Below are 20,668 nucleotides of genomic sequence, written 5' to 3'. Positions count from 1 at the left end.
GCTATTGGCCTACCGGCAACACCTGTGAAGGCGTAGTAGGGGCTTGGCGCGTAAAGGCAGGGGCAATGCTGAGTTCACCTGCCAGTCAAAGTGCATTTGGGCCATAGGATTTGGTTCTTGGAACGTGCCACCGTCGTTTGATGCCTTTTGGTATGGGTTGAACAACTACTCATTTCGAATCTGCTTTTCTCCGCTACTTGCCCTGGCGAAAGCGTTCTCCCTGTGCGGCCGCGCAAGATGGAAGATAATCGAACTCTCACCGTCAGAATAACTCGGTGCTACCGTCGTCATGGATTCGAACAGCATATCCCGCGCGCGCGTAGGTTGTTGATTCGTCTGCAAATCTGTTGCGAAGGCTCTGAGCGTGTTCGAAGTCCAAGAGTGTGAATGCAGCAGACTCAGCCGGTGCATCTGCAGATAAGCCCGCACCAATCATGATCCCGCCCAAGTCTGTCAAAACGAAGCGATCGTGGAAGTCTTCGCCGTCCTTTTTTTCCGACCATGCATAAAGCTCCAAACAGTAGCCTAATGGGAGGCGTCCTTTGATCTGGGGGGCACCGTCTCGAGCAACGAGCTCAGGCGGGGGGCGCGAACCATGTTCTCGGAAATGGATCTTGATGACTTTTGGTGGCCAAGGCCCACGTCCGAGTCGATCAAGAAGCGCTACAAGTGGGGCGAGATAGTTGCCCTCGGTTGGCCGAAGATCAAAGTAAGGATCGACGATGTCGACCTCCTTCGACACCGCAACGAAGGCATTTAGGGCGTCGGCAATTTCATCTGCGGTCCTCAACACGTTATAGCTTGTTGCTGCTCTAAAAAGCGCATGCCCATCGGAGCAGTCATCCGGATGTATTGTTTCTGCGCAGGTTGTTTTTCCAGCGTCGCATATGATCGCTCTGAATGGCCGGGCGGCGTGCTCGCATAGAGCGTTTTTTATCCAGTCTGTCTCGCTGTCATAGGCACGATTGAAATCGACGACCTTATGCTTCGAGTTGCGCAAACGCTCTATGATGCTGGACATACGAATATCCGGCACCCCAGCCTCTTTCGCTGCTTGGATGACCTTCTTCTCCCACTTTGTCGGGAGTCGTGAAATGAGCCGACCTTTATCGGCGCCGAAGCGGTCGATCAGGTCCTTGAAGGTTCGCCAGTCGGCGCCGATGGTTGCAGGCTCTACTGCGTATTCCGACAGCATCAGAACAGTTCCTCCGCCCTTTCTTCGAAGAATCCGTCTGGCCACCGGTCAGAGAAATCACCGTCTCTATCCACGCGAAGCCGGCGAAAGTGCACTTCTTCTTCGCTATTCTCGACATATATTACCGAGAGGTCATCGGGCTTCAGTGCGTGTTTCCTTGGCGGAAGTGCTCCTTCGGTGGTCTCTCGCACCCTGCGTAGGAGCCGCAGCATGATGTGTTCACTATGGGTTTCGACAAGTAGGCTTTTGCCTGAACCGAAAGATCGCTCGCCGGGCACTACAGAATGAATGAAAAGGTCACCGACCCCAACCTGAATTGCCGGATGTATGTGAAGTTCGGGCTGCTCGATTGCCAGAATGCCATCCCTGTCGCGAAGGCAAGCAACGATGACAGGAATCATCTGAGAGATGCCGACGCCCACATCGCTTGGGGCAACATCAATGCCTTTCACCACGTCACGCAAAACAACCTCGGTACGCGATCCCAGCTTCTGAAACTCTTCCTGCAGTTCTCCGATGTCGTCTTCGCTGATGCCGCGTTTGAACAGTTGATCGATACGGCTCGAGACCGGTACTTCCAGATATTCCGACTTGGAGATTTCGTAATTGGTCCCCAGACCTTCCTCGCCACTCAGCCAGGCATTCACTTCGCTGAGTAGTTTGCCCTTGGTGTCCGAATAGATGAGGTCCCATGCTGCCAGACCCTGTGCCCAGCGTCCCTCATCGGGTGAAACCTGGGGTCGGAAAGCCCTGGGCGGGATGTCCCTTAGCGGACCGATATAGGTCATCTGCGAAAGGTAGTCGCGTGTAATGCGCAATGGCCCAAGCAGCAACTCGTCGAGCAATGCAGACAGGCCGCGAACGCGAGGCGTGTTGCCCTCCAATTCCAGCTTCTTCGGTTCCGGATCGCGCAGTTCCAGGTTCCACGGCTTGTTGATATCCGGCAGAGCGCCAATCACGGATGCGGCTGCGACGCGAAACTCGCTGGCACCTTTCAAGTCTGCGGATCTGGCCATGTCACGGGAAAGCTCCCAAATCTCGATACCCAGTTTGGTGCCAAGTGGGTCGCTCTCTTCCGTGTCCTGAGAAGGTTCTTCATCGGCGTCCATATACTCCTGCAACAGTGGATGTTGGAAGTTGAACTCGGTGAGCTGAGCCTGGCCGGGTTGCGGTGGGGATTTGATCGTGGCGATGTTTTCGCCATCCATGTCGACAATCAGACCCGACACATAAGGTGCATTGATCAGGTCGCTCCATTGAATCTGCAGGGAGACACCGATCTCCTGGACGACAGCATATTCCTTCAGATCGGTGTTCTCACCGACGATGTACCGGATGCGCAGATTTTCAAATTCAGGGTCGTCGAGCGAGTTCCCATTGTTGATTGGAAGCCGTTCGTTACCCTGATCATCCGACAAATCGATGACCAGTTTGACCGTCATCGACTTTGAGAGATCATGATTGTGGATCAGGTTCTTGAAGCCGCCGAGATCGATCAGGCCGCCCGCAATTGTTTGATCAGGATCGGGGTTCTTCCTCTCCAAAATCTCGCGGACATAGTGCAACGCTTGAAGGATCGTACTCTTGCCTGCGCTGTTCGGGCCAAACAACAGCGTGATCGGGCGCAGCTCGATGACCTGTCTGGCGCCAACGCCCTTGAAGTTTTCGATTTCGATCCGGCTCAGTCGCATGACAATCTCATTTTTATTTCACGCCCATGGCTTTGCCAGCCGCAGCGAGAATCTTGGGTATCTTGGAAAAACAAAAAGTTTGGAAAGCCCGCTCAATCGCAGACCAATCACCGGTGTAGAACTCTCCAGCTTGTGAGGTGAATTCTCTGGCAAAGAGCTCTTTCAATTCGGTTTCGTAGTTGTGAGCCGTTTCGCCGTCTTCAAATGGCTGATTATGCTTGAGTTCCCACCTGCAAACCGCGCGATCAGGGAACCCGCCATTGACTTCTTTCAACCGGCGGTTCGGATCATTCGATCTGCCGATCTTCACCAGAGCTTTGCCGACATGAGGGCCAGCTTTTCCAAGCAGCGCCTCAGCATCGGCTGACAGCTTCATCAGGTAGAGGTGGTTCTCTCCATCTTCATGCGTTGAGGTGCGGTCCCCGAAACTAGGAGGAATACCCTTGGACGGCTTGAGCAGGTCGTTCATATAGCCGCTGACGAGTTCATCCGCTGCGATGGGCGGTTCACCGTAGACGTTCACCTGCCGGACATGGTGGCTGAGCGCCCTGCGCTTTTCGTCTGGCTCAAGCAGGACAGCCTTTGTCGTTCTCTCAAACCGCTTCTTGCTGTCATAGGCTATAGGCGCAATCGTCTTGATGTGAACCCGGTTTGTGACGCGCCATGCACGGACAACCTTCAGGCCGTAAGTCCACCGATCCTGAAAACCATGATCTAGCTTCCATTTCCTCGACTCTTCAGTCTGCCGGTCCAGATCATGGCATCGCTCCAATTTCACTTCCATGAAGCCAAGGGCCTGCCTCTGTAAATCGGTGTCAGTGAGAGAGTCTACGGCACCGTAGATGAGGACAAGATCCCCGTCCTTCATCTTGGTCAGCATGTCTTCGCGCTGCGCTTCATGGGTGAAGCCGATGTATCCCGCTTCCTCGGGGTTGAAGCCGTAGAATGCGCGCACCCATATCTGGCGGTTTTCGGGGAGGAGGTCACCCATCGGCGCGCCCCGTCGTCAGCTTCGGAAAGTTCTCCGAAAACGCCGCGAGAACTGCCGACCAGTTTTCCGGATCGGATTGAGCCTTGCTGCGCACCACATTGAGGAGCGAATAGCCAGCATCGGCTAATGCGTCGCGCAGGTCCCGTTCCAGTGCTGCCATCCGGTCGCGAACAGGTTTGTGTAGCTCCATCTGCTCGCCATGATCCTGCTCCGCAGTCTTCCCGATCTCTGGAAAAATCGGCCCGTAGGAGACCAGATCGTATTGGGCGCATTGTTCCGGTTCGATGCCCTGTTCGGTAAGCAAGCGGCGAAGGCTGTTGGATGCTTTCTGAAATCCCAGATGTTGCCCCATCCGCGTGTACGGCGCGGTCGCATATGGGCTGCTGTTGTCCCCGGTGCGCCCGACATACAGGCGCTCACCCTTCGGCGTGTCGATCCGCCAGACATAGAGCCAGAACCCGCGTTGCAGCATCGGGCCGGGCAGGGTGAGGGTGTGGAGTTCCGCCATCACCCCACCTCACGCATTCTCATAGCTGCGCTCGAACAACGGCTTGGCCTTCTCGAAGTCCTCCATCGAGCGGATGGTGATTTCCAGATCGCCGGTGCCGAAATGGCCGATGGTGCGCACATCGCGGGTAAACCCGTCTTCCAGCGTGATGGTGTCGGGGTCGACCTTGACGTGGACGATCAGCTTGCGCTCCTGGGTCTTGATCTCGACGCAGGCGAAATTCTTGATCCGCTTGAACGCGAAATAGAAGCGCAGCACCTTGAACTGCACGTCATCGCCCAACCCTTCAAGATGCTCCTTCACCGTATCAAAGAGCGCGCGCAGCTCAGCGTCTGCCTTGTCGAGATATTGCGAGACGGTGGTGTATTTCTGCTTTTGCCCGCCGTCCGTGCCGCCATCAACTTTATCCGTCGCGATCATGCCGTTGAGCGGGGCAGAGGCCGCGTTGACCTGTTCAAGCAGCAGCAGGTCGTCATCGAATTTCATGTAGCGAATGAGTTCGATGTTGCGGTTCATCTGCTTGATGGCGTGTTCGTCATAGCGGGAGAAGTCGCCGGCGATGCAGATCAGGCGCGGTGAAGACCACTCGACCGATTGGGCGGCCTTTTCGCCGAACTTCTTCAAGACCAGCATCTCGAAATCGCCGCGATGCGTCACCAGCCAGTCGAGATAGAACAGGCCCTGATTGATGACGTTCATGTTGGAGGAACGCTTGTATTCGATGATCACAGGGCAGGAATTTTCATCGATGCCGAGCGTGTCCATCCGCCCGCCATGATCGCGGCCGGTGGAGAATTCCGACGCGAGGAAGCGGACACCGAGAAAGGTCTCCAGGTTCTGCTCGATCAGCGTCTGCAGCGATTTTTCCAGCGCCAGCGACGTGCCATGCACCTCGCAGACATCCGTGCCGCCAATCCGGAAGAGTTTCAGATCGCTCATAGCTCCCCCCGGAAAGCGCGTTGTGAGAGGGAGGCGAAGAGGTCTTCCGATAATATCAAATTGTCCTGAAGCTTCTTTTTCAATGAAATTCTCTTAGAGTAGTATTTAGTAAACTGGACTTGATCCTCCGGTTTGGCGATTGGGAGGAGGACAGATCTGAGTCTTTCTTTTCCAATGTTTGGCATCGACGCAGCCGATCCACCGGCTACTTTTCTCAAGCGCTCTCTGATTGAGTCTTGGGTCAAGAGCATCCACAGATACGGAAGTTCAATTTTGCGATCCGATCTTGGTACGAGCCTAAAAATCAGGTCGGGCAGCGCCAGTTTTCCATGTGCGTTCTCAACAATCGCGGACGCGCCTACTAACTGGTAAGTGTTCTTTCTGGAAAAGAGAAGATCACCTTTATGAACGAGGTTTCGTTCATCAATAGGATATCCTTCGAAAACGGCCTTGTTTTCTTCTGGCCTGAAGTGAGTGGATGAGATCGAGCTCACTTTCAAAATCCCGATTTCGTCCTCTGCAGCTGGCCTAGCTTCGCATTTGGGGCTATGACCGCTATCGATCCTTTCCAATAGTTTGCCAAGCTCCTCTTGTGGTAGTTGTTTCGGGTTCGTTTCAGGATCACCGAACATCTCCACAAACACCGACTTGAGAAAATCGTCGGCGAGGGCGAGGGCCTGCTGGCGTTTGCGGCGGATGGCATCGGCCTTGTCGAGGATCGACGCAATCCGTCGTTGTTCGTCGATAGTGCTCGGTACAAAGAGCTTGCGCTCGTATGCATCGTTCCGGTTGAGGCCAGGTACGCCAGTAGCTTTGTTTAATTCGTCAAGACGAAGTGATTGCATGGCGTGAAAAAGCCAACGCAAATCTACATCGGTGCTATCCTTTTCAACATAATAGGTCGTATCGATCGGCCAACATGGTTTCTCGGAGTAGATTAGTTTTCCGATTGAGCCTTTGCGTCCAACAATGATCGCTGGCGACTTGGTTACGGCGTCACAATGGAATCCGACCGCACCATTCGAGCCATACACTGCGATACTGCCTTCCTTCCTCTTTGAGGCGGGGAGACTTTTTCCATAGACAAACTCGCAAACATCGCCGAGACGCGACATTCCACTCATCCCAACATCCCCTCAAGTTCGGCGAGGTCCTTGGCGATGTCGCCGTTCAGGGTTTTCATCCGCTTCAGGATGAGCTTCGGTGGGTCGTATTCCTGCTCCTCGTAGACACGTTCCTTGTATCTGGAGAGCGAGAGGTCGAAGTTCGCCTCGCGGATGTCATCGGCCGGAACGAAGAAGGCCTTCTGCTTGCGGTCCGTGTCCCGCTTCGGATCACGGTTGCGCCAAGCGGTGATGCAATCGGGCAGGTCATTGGCCTCGATCGGGTCGCGCTTGTCGTCCAGCGAGTAACCGTCCGCCTCCACATCGTAAAAGAAGACATCATCGGTGCGCCCGCCTTTGGTGAAGACGAGGATGCCAGTGGACACACCCGCATAGGGCTTGAACACGCCCGAGGGCAGCGAGATCACCGCCTCCAGCTGGTTGTGATCGACCAGCAGCTTGCGTAGCGCCACATGGGCGGTGGACGAGCCGAACAGCACGCCGTCGGGCACAATGGTGGCCGAGCGCCCGCCGGTTTTCAGCATGCGCAGGATCAGCACCAGGAACAGCAGTTCCGTCTTCTTGGTCTTCACCTGCCGCAGCAAGCCGGCATGCACATCTTCGAAATCGAGCGAGCCCTTGAAGGGCGGATTGGCGAGGACGATGTCAAAGCCTTCGCTTGCGGATTTGGGGAAGCGCTCAGGAAAGCTGTTGCTCAGCGTGTCCTGGTAATGGATGTCGGGATTGTCGACACCGTGCAGCATCATGTTCATGGCCGCGATGCGCAGCATGGTGGCGTCGAAATCGAAGCCATGGAACATGTCGTTGCGGATATGGGTCCAATGATCCTCGAGCAGGTCGCCGGTGAAGGTCTTCTCGGTCTTGCCGGTGTCCGGATCCGTTTCCTCCATCACCGCCTCGGGCGACGTGTGGTTTTCGAGAAGGTAGTTCATCGTCTCGACCAGAAAGCCGCCGGTGCCACATGACGGATCGGAAATCACATCGGTGGGCTTGGGCTCCAGCATGTCCACCATCAGGCGGATGATGTGGCGCGGTGTCCGGAACTGGCCGTTGATGCCTGCCGTCGTCAGCTTGCCCAGCAGGTATTCATAGAGGTCGCCTTTGGTGTCGCCAGACGTGAGCGGCAGATCGTTGATCATGTTGACAGCCTTCACCAGAAGGCTGGGCTTCTGGATCATCAGCTGCGCATCCTTCATGAACTCGGCGAAGGTGGTGCCGACGGACGCCTTGCGGAAATGCGGGAAGACGCGGTCGCGCACCAGCGGCAGCATCTCGTCGGCACCCAGATGGCGGAACTGCGACCAGCGGAGTTCCTGTTCATCAGCATTGAACCGGCGCTTGAACTCCACGCCGCTGCGCTTCAGGCGGTTTTCGTCGCGGGCCTCGTTCACGTCGAGCAGGCGCACGAAGATCAGGAAGGTGATCTGCTCGATCACCGTCAGCGGATTGGTGATGCCGCCAGTCCAGAACTCGGTCCAGAGGGCATCGATCTTCTTTTTCAATTCGCCGGTTACCATTAGTGCAGCTTTCCTTGGGATGTATCGGCTCCGTCATCGCCTTTGGGCGCCGGAGCGAAGAGATTGACGATCTTCATCAACTGGTCGATGTCATCGGGTTTTTCGAAAATGCCCTCGGGACCATCGGCATCGACAACCGTGAATGGCTGGTCGTAGAGGCGGTCGATGGTGATGAAACCGAACTTGATGATGTGGTTTTGCAGCAGCGCCAGGAAGCGTGTCTGCTTGGCGGTCAGTTCGGGATGGCCCAGCACGAAAGCCGAGAACTTTTCCTTCACGGCCTGTTCTTCGAGCCCGACCATCTTGCGGATGGTGATGTCGAGCGGCAGCGTCGTGGACGCAAAAAACTCTTCCAGCGCGTTGCGGTTGACATCGGGGTTCTGGGTCAGGACCAGCGAGATGATTGCGTTGAGGTCCTCGGGCGTGACCGCCTCGCCTGCGCGGATTTTCTTCAACGTCGCGTTGGTCTCGAAGTGCTTCTTTAGTTCCGCCTCGACGAGCTGCTCATAGGCAGCCATATCCACGGTCTTGAGCGAAGCGCTGCGGCGCGAGGACTGCACGAGACCGGTGTCTTCCGTGATGTCGACGATCTTGGGGCCGTTGCCGCCAATCTTCTGTCGGTCGCGGTATACCATGATGCAGCGCAACGGCTCGCGCACGGCCTCAAGGTCCATCACGGTCACGCCGTTCCAGAAGGCATCGGACTTGGCCTTTTTGATCACCTCGGCCTGTTCCCGAACCGGGTTGAGATGCATCTGGAGCGAGCCCAGCCGGTCGAGGAAATCGATCTTGAGATCGGTGACTTCGGCAGACTGATGCAGGACCGCGATCTGGGCCTTGCACACAAGCAGATCGAACGCATGCGCCTCGGCCTTGCCCCTGATATCGCGCCATTGCATCAGCGGGGCGATGGTCTGGCGTAGCACCGATACTGTCCCGGGATCGAACCGTTTCAGGTTCTCAATCGAAGCAGTCGAGCGCTTCTCCCGCCACTTCTCCCGCACAGCGACTGTGTTTTCATCGAGCGCATTGATGTCGGCAGCGATCAACTGGATCACGTGATCGAAGACGGCAATCTCGCTTTTCTGCAGTGCCGTTTCAGCAAGCTGGATGCGCTGTTCGAAAAGCTGTTGGAGCAGTGATTTCGTTACCGTCGGCTCGGCAGGTTTGTAGCCCTCTTCGAAGCGTTTGAAGTTGGCCCAGTGATCGAAGATCCGGAAGACGGTCTTGTCCTTGCCGGAGCCAAACAGATCGGGGCAAAGCCGTGTGCCGCGTCCTACCATCTGCCAGAACTTGACCGGAGAGCGAACAGGCTTGGCAAAAACGAGGTTCACGATCTCAGGCACATCGATACCAGTATCCAGCATATCCACCGAAATAGCGATGGTGAGCTCGCTGTTGGTGCCCGTGCCCTTGAAATCGTCAATCAGGCTTTCTGCGCGGGGGTCATAGTTGTCGATCACCTGACAGAATTTTCCGCCATATTGCGGATACATCTCGTCGAATAGCCGGCTCATCAGCATGGCGTGTTCGTGATTGCGCGCAAAGATGATCGTCTTGCCGATGGTCTGTCCGTTCGCATCTCGGATGGCGTTTTCCATTAGATTGCGAATGATCACACGGTTGGTGTCGCGATTGTAAATCGCCTTGTCGATCTGTTCTGAAGAGTAGTCATAGTCGTTTGGGTCTTCGCCTTGGGCTTCCAGTTCGTCGATTTGCGTTTGGGTCAGCCCATCAAGCGTGATGCCGTCACGAAGGAATTGAGTGGTATGATCGATCACCTCGAAGGGAACGAGATGCCTCTCACCCACCGCCTCTTCCAGATCATAGCTGAAGGTCGGCAGCTTGCCCTCGCAATTGAAAAGGCCAAAGGTCGATCGTGTCACGAAATTGACCGGCGTCGCCGTCAACCCGACCTGGAGGCTGTCGAAATAGTGAAAGAGATCACCATAGATGTTGTAGATGCTGCGGTGCGACTCGTCAGCGATAATCAGATCGAAGAACCCTACATCGAACGACTGATACACCTTGAGCATCGCTGGGTACGTCGAAATGAATACGCGCTCCGTGGCAGCACCGTTGACACGAGAGTTGACCACCCGGATCGGCTCTGAATCGAGGAAGTCAGTGAAGGCGTTTTTCGCCTGTTTGCGGAGCTCCTTACGGTCGCACAGAAACAGCACCCGCTTTGCCCATCCGGCGCGGATCAGCAATTCGGCAAGAGCGATCGCAACACGCGTCTTGCCGGTACCTGTTGCCTGGACGATCAACGCCTTTCGATGCTTGTCGGTAAAGCGCTCGGACACGCGTTTGATCGCTTCGATCTGATACAAGCGATTGACGATCCGCTCTTGCGGTACCAGCGACTTAAGATCCTTGCGGCTCTTCCGCTGGAACTTGACCAGATACTGCAGACTGTCCATGGAGTAGTAGCCGAACACCTTTCGCGGCGGGTACCCGGCTGCATCGTCCCACATCCAGATATCGTATCCGTTGGTGTAGAAAATGACCGGCCGCTGGCCAGACTTCTTCTCTAGTGCATCTGCGTACAGCACCGCTTGCTTTCGGCCGAGTTCCGGATCGACGGAGGTCTTCTTTGCCTCAATAACCGCCAGTGGCGAGCCGTCTGCGTCCAACAGGACATAGTCGACGAAGCCCTTTCCGGACGGCGTAGGTTGGCCATCGACCTCCATCTCTTTCACGACTTCATTCGTCGATGTTTCTCCCGTCGCAACATTCCAACCGGCAGCTGCGATTAGGTTGTCAATGATGCGGGACCGAGTTGTCGCCTCGTTGAACTCAAGGACGTCGGCGGTCCGCTGAGCAGATTTTGCGAGGCCTGCTAGTTCGTCAGCCTTTTTCTCGGCGGCTTGAACTTGCTCGCGGGACTTTTCTACCTCTGCCAAAAGCGCAACGATTTGCTCTTCCTGAGCAGCTAGCTTTTGGAGGGTCTGCTTCTCTTGCTGAGTAAGCGGTTGCTGTTCCTTGCCCACGCTTTCGAGTTTTGGCTGCTCGAATGCCGGTAGCGTTTTGTGGTCTACCTGACAGTAGTTGATGATAGCCCACTTACTGAGATCATGAGCTTCCTTGAGCAACCACAGGGCGTCATTCCGGGAAACATCATCGCCGTGTGCCGCCTTATTTCCGAATTTCCTTATGGCATGCAGCTTGTTCAGTACGACTTTCGGCACCACGGCTACAAAGGCGCTGTTGGTGAGAAGATCGATTTGAGTCGGTCTAACCGGTTTGGGCAGATGAAGTGCGTGATAGATGTCCTTCACCAGATTCTCTGCCAGAAGCCGGAGATTGAATATAGCACTCCTGGCATCGAGCATCGCGTAGCTCTCGGCCCTTGCGCCAAGAACAGCAACCTCGGGCCAGTGGTCCTTTAGAAAGTCGAAATTGGAGGCGGTCATTTTGTCGCCTCCTCGACGGCGGCGTCGAAAGCCGATTTGTTCTCAATAATCACCGGGCATTCGCCTGGGTCGTCCATGAGATGCGCAACGTCTAACCGCAAGCGCTTCTCAAAATAGTACAACATGGCCATCCGCGTGGAAACGGTAAGCCTTGCGTCGCGCATGCCATAGTCGGTTGCCACTACCCTCTTCTGCGAAGTGGACAGTGCGGGGTTGGGCACGAGGCGGATCTCGAAAGACTTGTTCCAATAGATATCGTCATGAACCGATGCGGCAGATGCTCCAGGCTCGCGGGAGCCAAGACACCTAGATATCAGGAAGTCTTTGAATTTTTGATCGATGTGACAGTAGGCCCTCGTGTGCCAACGAAGCCCATCAGTTGCAAAGCTGTGGGGTGTTATACGGCGCCAGATTGCATCGGGTTTGTTCGAGCTCATCGACTGATACAGAATTTCCACCGACTGATTGGTCGCAATGCACTCAGTCAGGGATTGCAGCACAAATGGGTCAATCAGTCGCTTCGGAATCGGGATACCTTCAGTCGGCAGCAGTACAGGATTTTGACAATCATCTGCTTCTCTCAACAGGCCATTGAGGAATACATCTGGCTTCAGCTCTATGAAGTGAGGCGCAAACTCCTTCGTCACAAAGTACCGCTTCTCGCTGTGATCGTATTTTATGTTTTGCGGGTGTAGAGACTGGTAGGCTGCTATATCCTTGGAAGCTTGAGGTACCGAGATGCCAAAATGCGATGTGAGGTCGACACGGTTGAGACTACCAAGCCAGAAGGCTTGGTACTCGATAAACTGGAACCTTTGTTCCGTCGCCCATTTCAGTTCGGTGGCGGCCATCGCTCGACTCGCAGTTGGGTATAATAAATATTCGTATATAAAGTATCCGAACCAAGGTCAACCGACTTTGTTGAGGCCGGGATCGACGCCTTGAAGAACGTCAAATTGAGCAACGAACTTTGATTAATTCCATGTTTTTGATAACTTTTTCTGTTCCTCTTGCTAATCTTGGACTTTGGGGTTTGGCTCTTCCCGAGATAGCTCTCTTGTCAAGGTCGTTCCTTTTCCCAGCCGCCGCGCCAGCGTCTCAACGAAGCCTCCATACCGCTCTTTCCCTTTCGCCTTGGCCGCCAAGTATGTGTCATCGGGCAGGGGTGGTGTCGTGGTCAACCAGAAGCGGACGAACAGCGCGAGCGCCTCAGTCGTGATTTCCTGGTCGCGTTCCAAACGCTCCAACGACCTCGTCAGGCGATCGAGCCGCCGGACAATCGCGGCCTCGCTCTGTTCGGCGCTGTCGGGTGAGAGCAACGACGCCAATGCCGCCTCGATGATCTGGGTTTTGGGAACGCGCCGTCGCGCCGCCAGTGCGTCGATTTCGTCGAAGAGGGCTGGGTCGACATAGGCTGTGATCTTGGCTTTCTTCATTCCGCCACCTCACAGTTCGATGCCGTCGTCCGGATCGAGGGCCGCTTGACGCGCGACGTTGCGGAAGCGGGTCTGCATGGCGCGGGCGCGTTGGGCCTCGTCGTCGGGTTCGTCTTCGAGAGCCGCGAATTCCTCGCGCGGGAACGGCAGTTCGGGCGCCACATCCTCATGTTCTGGGATTTCAGGCTCTCGCCGGATGCCACCATCCCCTTCGTCAGCGGGCTTTTTCACGCCAGTTTCTTGGGGCGGTGCGACTGGCTGAAGACTGCTCCAATCATCGGTTTCCACGGGGCTGACGAAAGCAGATGCTTCGACGACAGGCGGCTTGTGGATTCTTGCCGTCAGTTGCGCATCGCGGAAGTACCGCACTTTTTGTGCCCGTATCGGGGCTGCGCCCGACACGAGGATGATTTCGTCATCGGGCGGCAGCTGCATGATCTCACCGGGGGTCAGCAAGGCGCGGGCGGTTTCTTGGCGCGAGACCATCAGATGTCCGAGCCAGGGTGACAGGCGGTGGCCAGCATAGTTTTTCATCGCGCGCAGTTCGGTCGTGGTGCCGAGGGCGTCGGACAGGCGCTTCGCCGTGCGCTCGTCATTTGTCGCGAAGGCGACGCGGACATGGCAATTGTCCAGGATGGCGTTGTTCTGGCCATAGGCCTTTTCGATCTGGTTCAACGACTGGGCGATCAGGAAGGCCTTGAGCCCGTATCCCGCCATGAAGGCCAGTTGGCTTTCAAAGAAGTCGAGACGGCCGAGGGCGGGGAACTCGTCGAGCATGAACAAAAGGCGGTGTTTACGGTTGGTGTTGTGCAATTCTTCTGTCAGGCGGCGGCCGATCTGGTTCAGGATCAGCCGGACCAGCGGTTTGGTGCGGGAAATGTCCGAGGGCGGCACCACGAGGTAGAGGGTGAGCGGCCGCGCTTCAGAGACGAGATCATCGATCCGCCAGTCGCAGCGCCGGGTCACGGCGGCGATCACGGGGTCGCGGTAGAGGCTGAGGAAGGACATGGCCGTGGACAGGACGCCGGAGCGTTCGTTCTCGGATTTGTTCAGCAGCTCGCGGGCGGCCTGAGCGACAACAGGATGCGGGCGATCTCCGAGATGGGCCGTCCGCATCATTGCAGTCAGTGTGGCAGCGATGGGACGCCGAGGATCTGACAGGAAGGCGGCGGCGCCTGCCAGTGTCTTGTCCTTCTCAGCATAGAGAACATGAAGGATCGCGCCGACCAGAAGGGAATGGCTGGTCTTCTCCCAATGGTTCCGTCGCTCGAGCTGGCCTTCGGGATCGACGAGGATGTCGGCGATGTTTTGCACGTCCCGCACCTCGCGCTCCCCGCGACGAACCTCGAGCAGCGGATTGTAGGCGGCGCTGACCGCGTTGGTCGGATCGAATAGCAGGACGCGCCCGAACCGCGCCCGCCATCCGGACGTGAGCTGCCAGTTCTCGCCCTTGATGTCATGGACGATGGCGGAGCCGGGCCAGGTCAGCAGGCTTGGGATCACCAGGCCGACGCCTTTACCCGATCTCGTGGGCGCGAAGCACAGCACATGTTCCGGACCATCATGCCGGAGGTAGCGCTTGTCGAGACGGCCCAGCACGACCCCGTCGTCTGCGAACAGCCCGGCGGCGGTGATATCCTTGGGGCTTGCCCATCTGGCCGAGCCATAGGTCGTCACGTCGCTCGCCTCGCGCGCCCGCAGGACCGACAGCAAGATGGCGACGGCAATGGCGGCGATCCCGCCTGCGCCGGCGATCGCGGCCCCTTCCATGAAGACGCGCGGCGCGTAGGCGTCGTACCAGTACCACCAGGTGAAGACCTGCCACGGGCGATAGATCGGCAAGCCGAACAGGGCGGTGAGAGGTGCGCCAAGCTGGGGTTGGAACCCCAGACGAAACGCGACCCATTGTGTCGCCGCCCAGACGAAGAGCAGCGCCACGATGCTGACGATGATGATCTGGCCCCAGAGGATCTTGGTGGCCGATGACGTGTCCTGACGGCTCATGGTGATGTCCTTTCTGCTTAGAGGCTTAGCCCGCGCTTGCGCCCGAGGCTCCAGTTGATCCCGCCGCCGGGCGTCATCGTGCCTGTGACGGTCTGGCCGAGATGGCGTTCGAGTTGCGGAGTCCAGGGGACGAGCGAGAAGCCGAGACCATCGTCGATCATGGCGAAGCGGCCCGAGGCGAGATCGAGGCGTTGCCGAAACGTCCCTGTGACGGGTTCGCCCTCGGTCGGCTTGTAACGGGGGAGGCCGGTTTGTGTGCTGAGGTCTTGCGCGATGGCGTCCAGTTCGCGGTTGCGCAGGGTGGCCAGCAGATCGCGGGCAAAGGTGACCCGCTGCCCTTGCCGTCGGGCGAGGCCTTCGGCGACAAGGTGATCCGAGCGGCGCTCCAATGCCTGGCGAACCTCCGCACCAAATCCGGCACCGCTCAGCGGTGCGCGGTCCCGGGAGAGTTGCAGGCGGTCGAGCCATGTGGCGCCATCCGCCTCGACCTGGGCGGCCAGCGACAGATCGGAACGACCGACAAGAGACAGTTGCGGTGTCCCGTCCGTCTTCCCTGTCCAGAGCCGGGTTTCGACAATGCCACCTTGCGGCGTGTCGCCGGTCGCATCGAGATCCCGGAAGCGCAGGTGATGAACGCGACCATCAACACTGTCAATGATCGCGTAGCCGGTCCCGGCATGGTCGTCATGAAAGCCGCGTTCCACCAGCCGCCCGAGGATCGGCGCGTTGGGCGTGCCTTCGATGGCGAAATCACCCGCCGCGCGGAAGCGCTCGGCACCCATGGCCCGGTGCATCCGTTTGATGATGTCGCCGCGCATCCCAAGCTCGCGCAGAGTGTCTTCGGCATTCGGTTTCAACTCCCAGACGGCAGGGGCGATTTGTTCGGCCAGCCCGAGCCTCTCTAGTGTCTGGCCACGCCCGATCATCAAGCGGCGCAGCTCCGGATCGCGGGGTTCCGGCGTGCCGCGCCGCAGGTCGGCGATGCCGGCATGATTGTCCGCCAGCGAGCGCAGGCCCCGGTCCAGATCGGTCCAGCGCTCCGCCGTGACCTGCGTTTCCAAGGCTTGGGAAATCTCGCGCGCACTGCGGGGGCCTAGTTCCAGTTGCACGAGGTCTTCTGCGCGCGCTCGAAGCCCCCGGCTGATGTAGTCACGCGAGATGACGAGATCCCGGCCATCGTTGGCTTTGCCGCGCACCAGAATGTGGACATGCGGATTGTCGGTGTTCCAGTGATCGACCGCGACCCAGTCGAGTGTTGTGCCGAGATCCCGTTCGGCTCGGGCCATCAGATCACGGGTAAAGGCGCGCAGATCCTCGAGATCGCCCGCGTCCTCCGGCGAGACGATAAACCGGAAGTGATGCCGGTCGTCTTCGCAGCGCGCCGCAAAGCCGCCTCGGTCGAGGTCATCGCGTTCAGACCCGAACAAGTCGGCGTCGCGCCCGTCCTGACCGACGCCATCGCGCTGCAGGTAGCCGAGATGCTTGGCCATGGGTGCGGAGCGAAAGCGCTTGCCCTGGTGGCGCACGACGCGGGCCTTCACGACGACGCGCCGGGAGGTGCGGGTCAGGCCTTTGGCCGTTCGTGCAAACCGTCCGCGCCCGAAAGCGGCGTTGCCGGAACGCGTACTGTCTGCGCCGATACGATAGCCGGTATGTCCGGATTTCCGCGCAGCGCGCATCACCTCGTTGACGAAGCGTGTCGATTGCTTCGAGGTCCTGCCGCCGTCGCGGATGCGTCCGGGGCGGATCCGCAGGTCATTGTCGCGCCGGGTCATGGCCGCACTCGCTTGCAGGACCAACGGCCGCTTGAAAAATACCAAAAAATCAGACCTCTAGGTGAAGTCCTGCGGCATGCATCTTGGATATACCGCGCAAATCCTCGCAGAGAAACAACAGCTTGAGGTCCGCTTGCGGCACCTCTTTTATCTCGCGCTCTTTCTGTTGAGACCCTGTGCGTCGGCTCTCTCCGGCACATTCCTGCGACCGGGCATTCCAGACCTCGCCATGGTGCGATTTCGCGGATCATAGCGTTTGCCCCCGGCTGTGAGGCACGAAGATGCCGTTTCGAGACGTGTCAGACGCAATCCGTTGGGTGTTATCGCTGGGGGGGTTACCTGCCTCAGCCGTTGCCGCGAACAGCGGAGCGTCGCGCCAGTCCTGCGTCCTGTGCGGGCGGCTGACTGCCCGCGCGACGTCAGTTCCATCGGCGATGAGTGGCGCGAGGATGGCGAGGTAATTGCGGGTTTCAAGCGGCAGGGCGCGTCCGGTATCAACGTGCTCTTGGTAGCGCGCAGGCCCGGCATTGTAGGCAGCGAGAAAGCCGGGCGACCCGAACCGGTCGTACATCTGTCGCAGATAGGCTGTACCGGCTAGGATGTTGTCGCGTGCACCGCCTCGCCATGAACCCGGCGCATTCCGAAGGTGTGGCCATAGGGGAATTCGGTGTCGACCTCGACCCATTTCCAGCCCTCGACCCGGATCGCTTCGGCCTCATCTGCCAGCTTCTCGCGCACCATGACGTCGAGCAGGGCGGCATCCTGCAGCCAGCCGCCGTCGTCCTGCTGGAACAGGTCGCGCAGGATCTCGCCCCCGGCCTCGACGTAGTCGTCGAGCCCGACGAACTGCGCCCGCTTATCCGAGGCCCGCACCGCGCCTTCGGTCAGCATGCGGCGGATTTCGTAGGGCTGTCGGGAATAGTGCCGCTGCAGCGCCTCCCAGACCTGTTCCTGCCGCGCATGATCGGGATTGACCGTGAAGGCCATGAGCTGGTCGAGCGTCATCTCCTCCTCGGCATAGGCGTCGAGGAGCGAGGGCGCGACCGCAGCGAGCTTCAGCCGCTGCTTGACCACGCTGGCCGAGACAAAGAAGGCCGCTGCGATTTCCTCCTCTATGCGGCCCTTCTCGCGCATCGCCTGGAAGGCGCGGAACTGGTCGAGCGGGTGCAGCGGCGCGCGCTGGACGTTCTCGGCCAGGCTGTCCTCTTCGGCGAGCCCATCGGTGCGCACGATGCAGGGCACCAGCGCGGTCTTGTTCATGCGCTTCTGCTTCACGAGCAGTTCCAGCGCCCGGAACCGCCGCCCGCCTGCGGGGATCGTGTACATGCCGGTCTCGGCGCCGCTCTCGTCCAGCACGGGGCGCACGGTGATGGAGCTGAGCAGCGTCCGCCGCGCGATGTCCTCGGCCAGTTCCTCGATCGACACGCCCGCCTTGACGTGGCGCACGTTCGACTGGCTGAGCATCAGCTTGTTGAAGGGAATGTCGCGCGAGGCGCTGAGGGTGATCTTCTGTTGCTTGGTCATCGGGATATCTCCGCGACAGGCCAGCCGGGAGCCTCTCTCCCGACCTCCAAACCCGTCACGGAAAACCCGGCACCCCTCTTTCTCTGGGGGCACCATTCGGGTCATATGGACTTGCAATGGAACCCATATGACCTTATATCATCAGTCAACCTATTAAGGAGCGCCAACACATGGAAAACCTTGTTCTGGAACGTCCGGCGCCGGATCGGCAGGGTGTCGCTCTCAAGGCCTTCGCGCGGATCGCGGAGGCCTGGTCGCTCACCCTGCGTGAAGCGGCGGCGCTGGCGGACATGTCTGAGTCGACCTGGAAGCGAGCGAAGAAGCCCGATTTTGCGGGGGATTTGACACGGGACCAGATGCTGCGCCTGAGCGCGCTGATCGGCCTCTACAAGTCGCTCGAGCTCTACTTCAACGAGCCGATCTCGCGGGAATGGGTGAAGCTGCCCAACCGGGGTCCTGAGTTCGACGGCGCGCGGCCCGTGGACGCGATGATCGAAGGGGGATTGCCCAAGATCCTGCGCGTGCGCAGCTATGTCGATGCGCTTAGGGGCGGGGTTTGAGGATCACCTCTGTCGATGACCGCGCCCTTGTCCGGCTGATTTCCGAGACCCATCACAAGCCCCCGGTGCTGCGAGGCCTGGTCGACAGCGACGAGGAAGCAGACATCTTGGCCGAGATCGAAGGCGAGACGAGCGCCCGCCTGATCGCCGAGCGCGAGGGAAGCCCCGCACTCGACCGTCGCGAACTGGCCTTCGCGCGGCGGTCTCATGACCTGACGCTCTATGGACAGAGCCATATCAACGCGGCCTTCACGTACACGAGACCCTCGGGCAACCGCTTCAATACTGGTGACCGCGGTGCCTGGTATTGCGCCTGGGAGATGCTGACGAGCGCGCAAGAGGTCGGGTTTCACCGGACCCGCGAACTGGGCTTCATCGGTCGCTACGAGGACGAGGCCCGTTACGTGGAACTGCTGGCGGATTTCATTGGGGACTTCCCCGATCTGCACGGGGAGGCGCATCAGGCACTCGATCCGGATCCGGAACGCGGTTATCTGGCCGGGCAGCACCTCGCGGCGGATCTGAGATCAGAGGGGCATCGCGGGCTGATCTACCCCTCCGTGCGCCACCCGGGCGGACGGTGCTTTGTCGCCTTCGATCCCGGGATCATCCAGAATGTCCGCCCTGGCGCGAGCTGGAAGCTGGTTTGGCAAGGTGCGCCCGAGTTCACGATCGAGGGGCTATAGCGCCCCTCGAAATCTTCATTCAGTGCGTGAGCTTATCTCTGCAGAGCATTGAATGTATGTTATATTAAGCGTGATCATGCTTTCTCCAGTAACGCCTTCGCCTTGCCCTCCATCACCAACCGCGCGTCCTGCTGCGGCTTTGACCGGGCCACCGCGGTGATCCCCTGCACGAAGTCGAAGATGCTCTCTGGCGGGCGGCCTTCCTCGGCCAGGACCGTCTCGACGATTCGCCCCGTCTCCGCCTTCGAAAAACCGCGCTTGCGCAGGAAGTCCTGCCGGTCCTCGTCTGAGCGTGCGACGATCTTCTCCCGCGCAGCACGAATGCCGTCGATGAAGGGCGCGGGCGAGGACTCTGCGAAGCGGCTGAGCGCTGGCGCGGCCTCGTGTGCGAAACGGGAGGCCGCGTATTTCGAATGCCGGATCGTGATCTCCTGGAAATCCTCGACGCCCCAGAGGTTGCGGTTCTGACAGACGGCGCGCAGGTAGAAGCTGGCGATGCCCAGCGTTTTGGCGCCGACCTCCGAGTTCCAGCAATAGAAACCCCGGAAGTAGAGGTCGGGTGAGCCATCGGGCAGCAGCCCCGCCTCGATGGGGTTCAGGTCATCGACGAGGAACAGGAACACGTCGCGGTCGGAGGCGTAGAGCGTTGTCGTCTCCTTCGTCACGTCGACGCGCGGATTGTAGATGCCCGTGGACCAGTCGAGCACGCCCGGCACCTTCCAGCGCGTGTCGCCCGTGCCGTTCCCTGCGATGCGCTGCACGGCGGAGACCAGTTCATGGTCGTAGATGCGGCCGTAGTCGGGGCCGGTCACCGCACGCAGTTCCGTCCGGCCATCCGCGACTTCCATAGTCTTGATCTGCTCGGCCCGGTGGTTGGTCAGCCCGTATTGCAGGTTAATGCCCGCCAGCGGTGCGGGCAGTTGGCGCAGATAGGCTGCAGGCGCGCCGACGAGGCTCGAGAGCTGGCCGAAACTCCAATGCGTCGGCGCGATGGGCTCATCCGTGCCCGGCAGGACAAGGCTCAGTTTCTCCGGGTCGTCGCGATGCGCCTCGACCCGGATCGCCGCACTCTCCACCGTGCGCGTCCGGCTCCGCTCCGCCCGGCCCTTGACCGAGGCAAAGAGATCGTCGAGCGACAGATACCGCTCGTCATCCGGCCGCGAGAACCACTCGGAAGACACGCGGTCCACGTTCTCGCCGCGCGACACATCCACCTTGTAGCCGCCGCTGGTTTCACGCCCGGCATCGATGATTTCGGTATTCATAGGTTTTCTCCCGCGACGGGCGGCCGGGAGCCTCTCT

At 58.8% G+C, this 20,668-nt stretch carries 16 protein-coding genes and 1 pseudogene; 2 read left to right on the top strand and 15 right to left on the bottom strand.

The features are described from left to right. Positions 1–262: 262 nt before the first annotated feature. The 14 genes and pseudogenes from KUH32_RS16855 to KUH32_RS16790 all read right to left on the bottom strand — a co-directional run. Positions 263–1,195 (bottom strand): hypothetical protein, encoded by a 933-nt coding sequence (locus tag KUH32_RS16855; protein ID WP_203198769.1) that lies wholly within the window; start codon positions 1,193–1,195, stop codon positions 263–265. Next, on the bottom strand, positions 1,195–2,886 hold the full coding sequence (locus KUH32_RS16850; RefSeq protein ID WP_217779758.1) for an AAA family ATPase: 1,692 nt from the start codon (positions 2,884–2,886) through the stop codon (positions 1,195–1,197). The genes KUH32_RS16855 and KUH32_RS16850 overlap by 1 nt, the downstream gene beginning before the upstream one ends. A 13-nt stretch (positions 2,887–2,899) precedes the next feature. Further along, on the bottom strand, positions 2,900–3,877 hold the full coding sequence (locus KUH32_RS16845) for a GIY-YIG nuclease family protein (RefSeq protein WP_217779757.1): 978 nt from the start codon (positions 3,875–3,877) through the stop codon (positions 2,900–2,902). Continuing rightward, on the bottom strand, positions 3,870–4,385 hold the full coding sequence (locus KUH32_RS16840) for a hypothetical protein (RefSeq protein ID WP_217779756.1): 516 nt from the start codon (positions 4,383–4,385) through the stop codon (positions 3,870–3,872). The genes KUH32_RS16845 and KUH32_RS16840 overlap by 8 nt, the downstream gene beginning before the upstream one ends. A 9-nt stretch (positions 4,386–4,394) precedes the next feature. Further along, positions 4,395–5,324, bottom strand: coding sequence for a DUF5655 domain-containing protein (locus tag KUH32_RS16835; RefSeq protein ID WP_217779755.1), 930 nt, complete (start codon positions 5,322–5,324; stop codon positions 4,395–4,397). Then, a complete protein-coding gene (locus tag KUH32_RS16830) occupies positions 5,321–6,439 on the bottom strand; it encodes a restriction endonuclease subunit S (RefSeq protein ID WP_217779754.1) in 1,119 nt (372 codons plus the stop codon). The genes KUH32_RS16835 and KUH32_RS16830 overlap by 4 nt, the downstream gene beginning before the upstream one ends. 5 nt (positions 6,440–6,444) lie before the next feature. After that, complete coding sequence (locus tag KUH32_RS16825; protein WP_217779753.1) at positions 6,445–7,965, bottom strand: type I restriction-modification system subunit M; 1,521 nt, start codon at positions 7,963–7,965, stop codon at positions 6,445–6,447. Continuing rightward, entirely contained in the window at positions 7,965–11,381 is a 3,417-nt protein-coding gene (locus KUH32_RS16820) for a DEAD/DEAH box helicase family protein (protein ID WP_217779752.1), read from the bottom strand. Before KUH32_RS16820 ends, KUH32_RS16825 begins: the two co-directional genes overlap by 1 nt. Continuing rightward, positions 11,378–12,232, bottom strand: a complete 855-nt coding sequence (locus tag KUH32_RS16815; protein ID WP_217779751.1) for a BrxR family helix-turn-helix transcriptional regulator — start codon at positions 12,230–12,232, stop codon at positions 11,378–11,380. The genes KUH32_RS16820 and KUH32_RS16815 overlap by 4 nt, the downstream gene beginning before the upstream one ends. Before the next feature lie 162 nt (positions 12,233–12,394). Then, positions 12,395–12,817, bottom strand: a complete 423-nt coding sequence (locus tag KUH32_RS16810) for a ribbon-helix-helix protein, CopG family (RefSeq protein WP_203198778.1) — start codon at positions 12,815–12,817, stop codon at positions 12,395–12,397. A 9-nt stretch (positions 12,818–12,826) separates the two neighbouring features. After that, positions 12,827–14,821: a conjugal transfer protein TraG gene (locus KUH32_RS16805; protein ID WP_217779750.1), complete on the bottom strand. Its 1,995-nt coding sequence runs from the start codon at positions 14,819–14,821 to the stop codon at positions 12,827–12,829. Between the two features lie 17 nt (positions 14,822–14,838). Then, positions 14,839–16,596, bottom strand: a complete 1,758-nt coding sequence (locus tag KUH32_RS16800; RefSeq protein ID WP_217779749.1) for a relaxase/mobilization nuclease domain-containing protein — start codon at positions 16,594–16,596, stop codon at positions 14,839–14,841. 247 nt (positions 16,597–16,843) lie between these two features. Further along, entirely contained in the window at positions 16,844–17,167 is a 324-nt protein-coding gene (locus KUH32_RS18665) for a lysozyme family protein (protein ID WP_254899193.1), read from the bottom strand. Positions 17,168–17,208: 41 nt separating this feature from the next. Then, a pseudogene (locus KUH32_RS16790) lies at positions 17,209–18,120 on the bottom strand (ParB/RepB/Spo0J family partition protein); the annotation flags it as partial. A 170-nt stretch (positions 18,121–18,290) separates the two neighbouring features. Between KUH32_RS16790 and KUH32_RS16785 the strand changes: the two are divergent. Both KUH32_RS16785 and KUH32_RS16780 read left to right on the top strand, forming a co-directional pair. After that, complete coding sequence (locus KUH32_RS16785; protein ID WP_217779747.1) at positions 18,291–18,680, top strand: antitoxin Xre-like helix-turn-helix domain-containing protein; 390 nt, start codon at positions 18,291–18,293, stop codon at positions 18,678–18,680. Further along, the gene (locus tag KUH32_RS16780; RefSeq protein WP_217779746.1) at positions 18,677–19,366 is read left to right on the top strand and encodes an RES family NAD+ phosphorylase; all 690 of its coding nucleotides are present in this window, start codon (positions 18,677–18,679) and stop codon (positions 19,364–19,366) included. The genes KUH32_RS16785 and KUH32_RS16780 overlap by 4 nt, the downstream gene beginning before the upstream one ends. Positions 19,367–19,440: 74 nt before the next feature. Here KUH32_RS16780 and KUH32_RS16775 read toward each other — a convergent pair whose 3' ends face one another. Continuing rightward, entirely contained in the window at positions 19,441–20,631 is a 1,191-nt protein-coding gene (locus tag KUH32_RS16775) for a DUF932 domain-containing protein (RefSeq protein WP_217779745.1), read from the bottom strand. Positions 20,632–20,668: the final 37 nt, after the last annotated feature.

The organism is Thalassococcus arenae, from assembly GCF_019104745.1.
In the GTDB taxonomy this organism is placed as follows: domain Bacteria; phylum Pseudomonadota; class Alphaproteobacteria; order Rhodobacterales; family Rhodobacteraceae; genus Thalassococcus_B; species Thalassococcus_B arenae.
The sequence above is the reverse complement of the archived record's forward strand: the minus strand, read 5'-3'. Positions and strand labels throughout refer to the sequence as shown.

Coding starts and splice junctions, on each gene's coding strand:
- KUH32_RS16855 (WP_203198769.1), bottom strand. CDS start 1,195: ATGCTGTCGGAATACGCAGTAGAGCCTGCAACCATCGGCGCCGACTGG.
- KUH32_RS16850 (WP_217779758.1), bottom strand. CDS start 2,886: ATGCGACTGAGCCGGATCGAAATCGAAAACTTCAAGGGCGTTGGCGCC.
- KUH32_RS16845 (WP_217779757.1), bottom strand. CDS start 3,877: ATGGGTGACCTCCTCCCCGAAAACCGCCAGATATGGGTGCGCGCATTC.
- KUH32_RS16840 (WP_217779756.1), bottom strand. CDS start 4,385: ATGGCGGAACTCCACACCCTCACCCTGCCCGGCCCGATGCTGCAACGC.
- KUH32_RS16835 (WP_217779755.1), bottom strand. CDS start 5,324: ATGAGCGATCTGAAACTCTTCCGGATTGGCGGCACGGATGTCTGCGAG.
- KUH32_RS16830 (WP_217779754.1), bottom strand. CDS start 6,439: ATGTCGCGTCTCGGCGATGTTTGCGAGTTTGTCTATGGAAAAAGTCTC.
- KUH32_RS16825 (WP_217779753.1), bottom strand. CDS start 7,965: ATGGTAACCGGCGAATTGAAAAAGAAGATCGATGCCCTCTGGACCGAG.
- KUH32_RS16820 (WP_217779752.1), bottom strand. CDS start 11,381: ATGACCGCCTCCAATTTCGACTTTCTAAAGGACCACTGGCCCGAGGTT.
- KUH32_RS16815 (WP_217779751.1), bottom strand. CDS start 12,232: ATGGCCGCCACCGAACTGAAATGGGCGACGGAACAAAGGTTCCAGTTT.
- KUH32_RS16810 (WP_203198778.1), bottom strand. CDS start 12,817: ATGAAGAAAGCCAAGATCACAGCCTATGTCGACCCAGCCCTCTTCGAC.
- KUH32_RS16805 (WP_217779750.1), bottom strand. CDS start 14,821: ATGAGCCGTCAGGACACGTCATCGGCCACCAAGATCCTCTGGGGCCAG.
- KUH32_RS16800 (WP_217779749.1), bottom strand. CDS start 16,596: ATGACCCGGCGCGACAATGACCTGCGGATCCGCCCCGGACGCATCCGC.
- KUH32_RS18665 (WP_254899193.1), bottom strand. CDS start 17,167: ATGTACGACCGGTTCGGGTCGCCCGGCTTTCTCGCTGCCTACAATGCC.
- KUH32_RS16785 (WP_217779747.1), top strand. CDS start 18,291: ATGGAAAACCTTGTTCTGGAACGTCCGGCGCCGGATCGGCAGGGTGTC.
- KUH32_RS16775 (WP_217779745.1), bottom strand. CDS start 20,631: ATGAATACCGAAATCATCGATGCCGGGCGTGAAACCAGCGGCGGCTAC.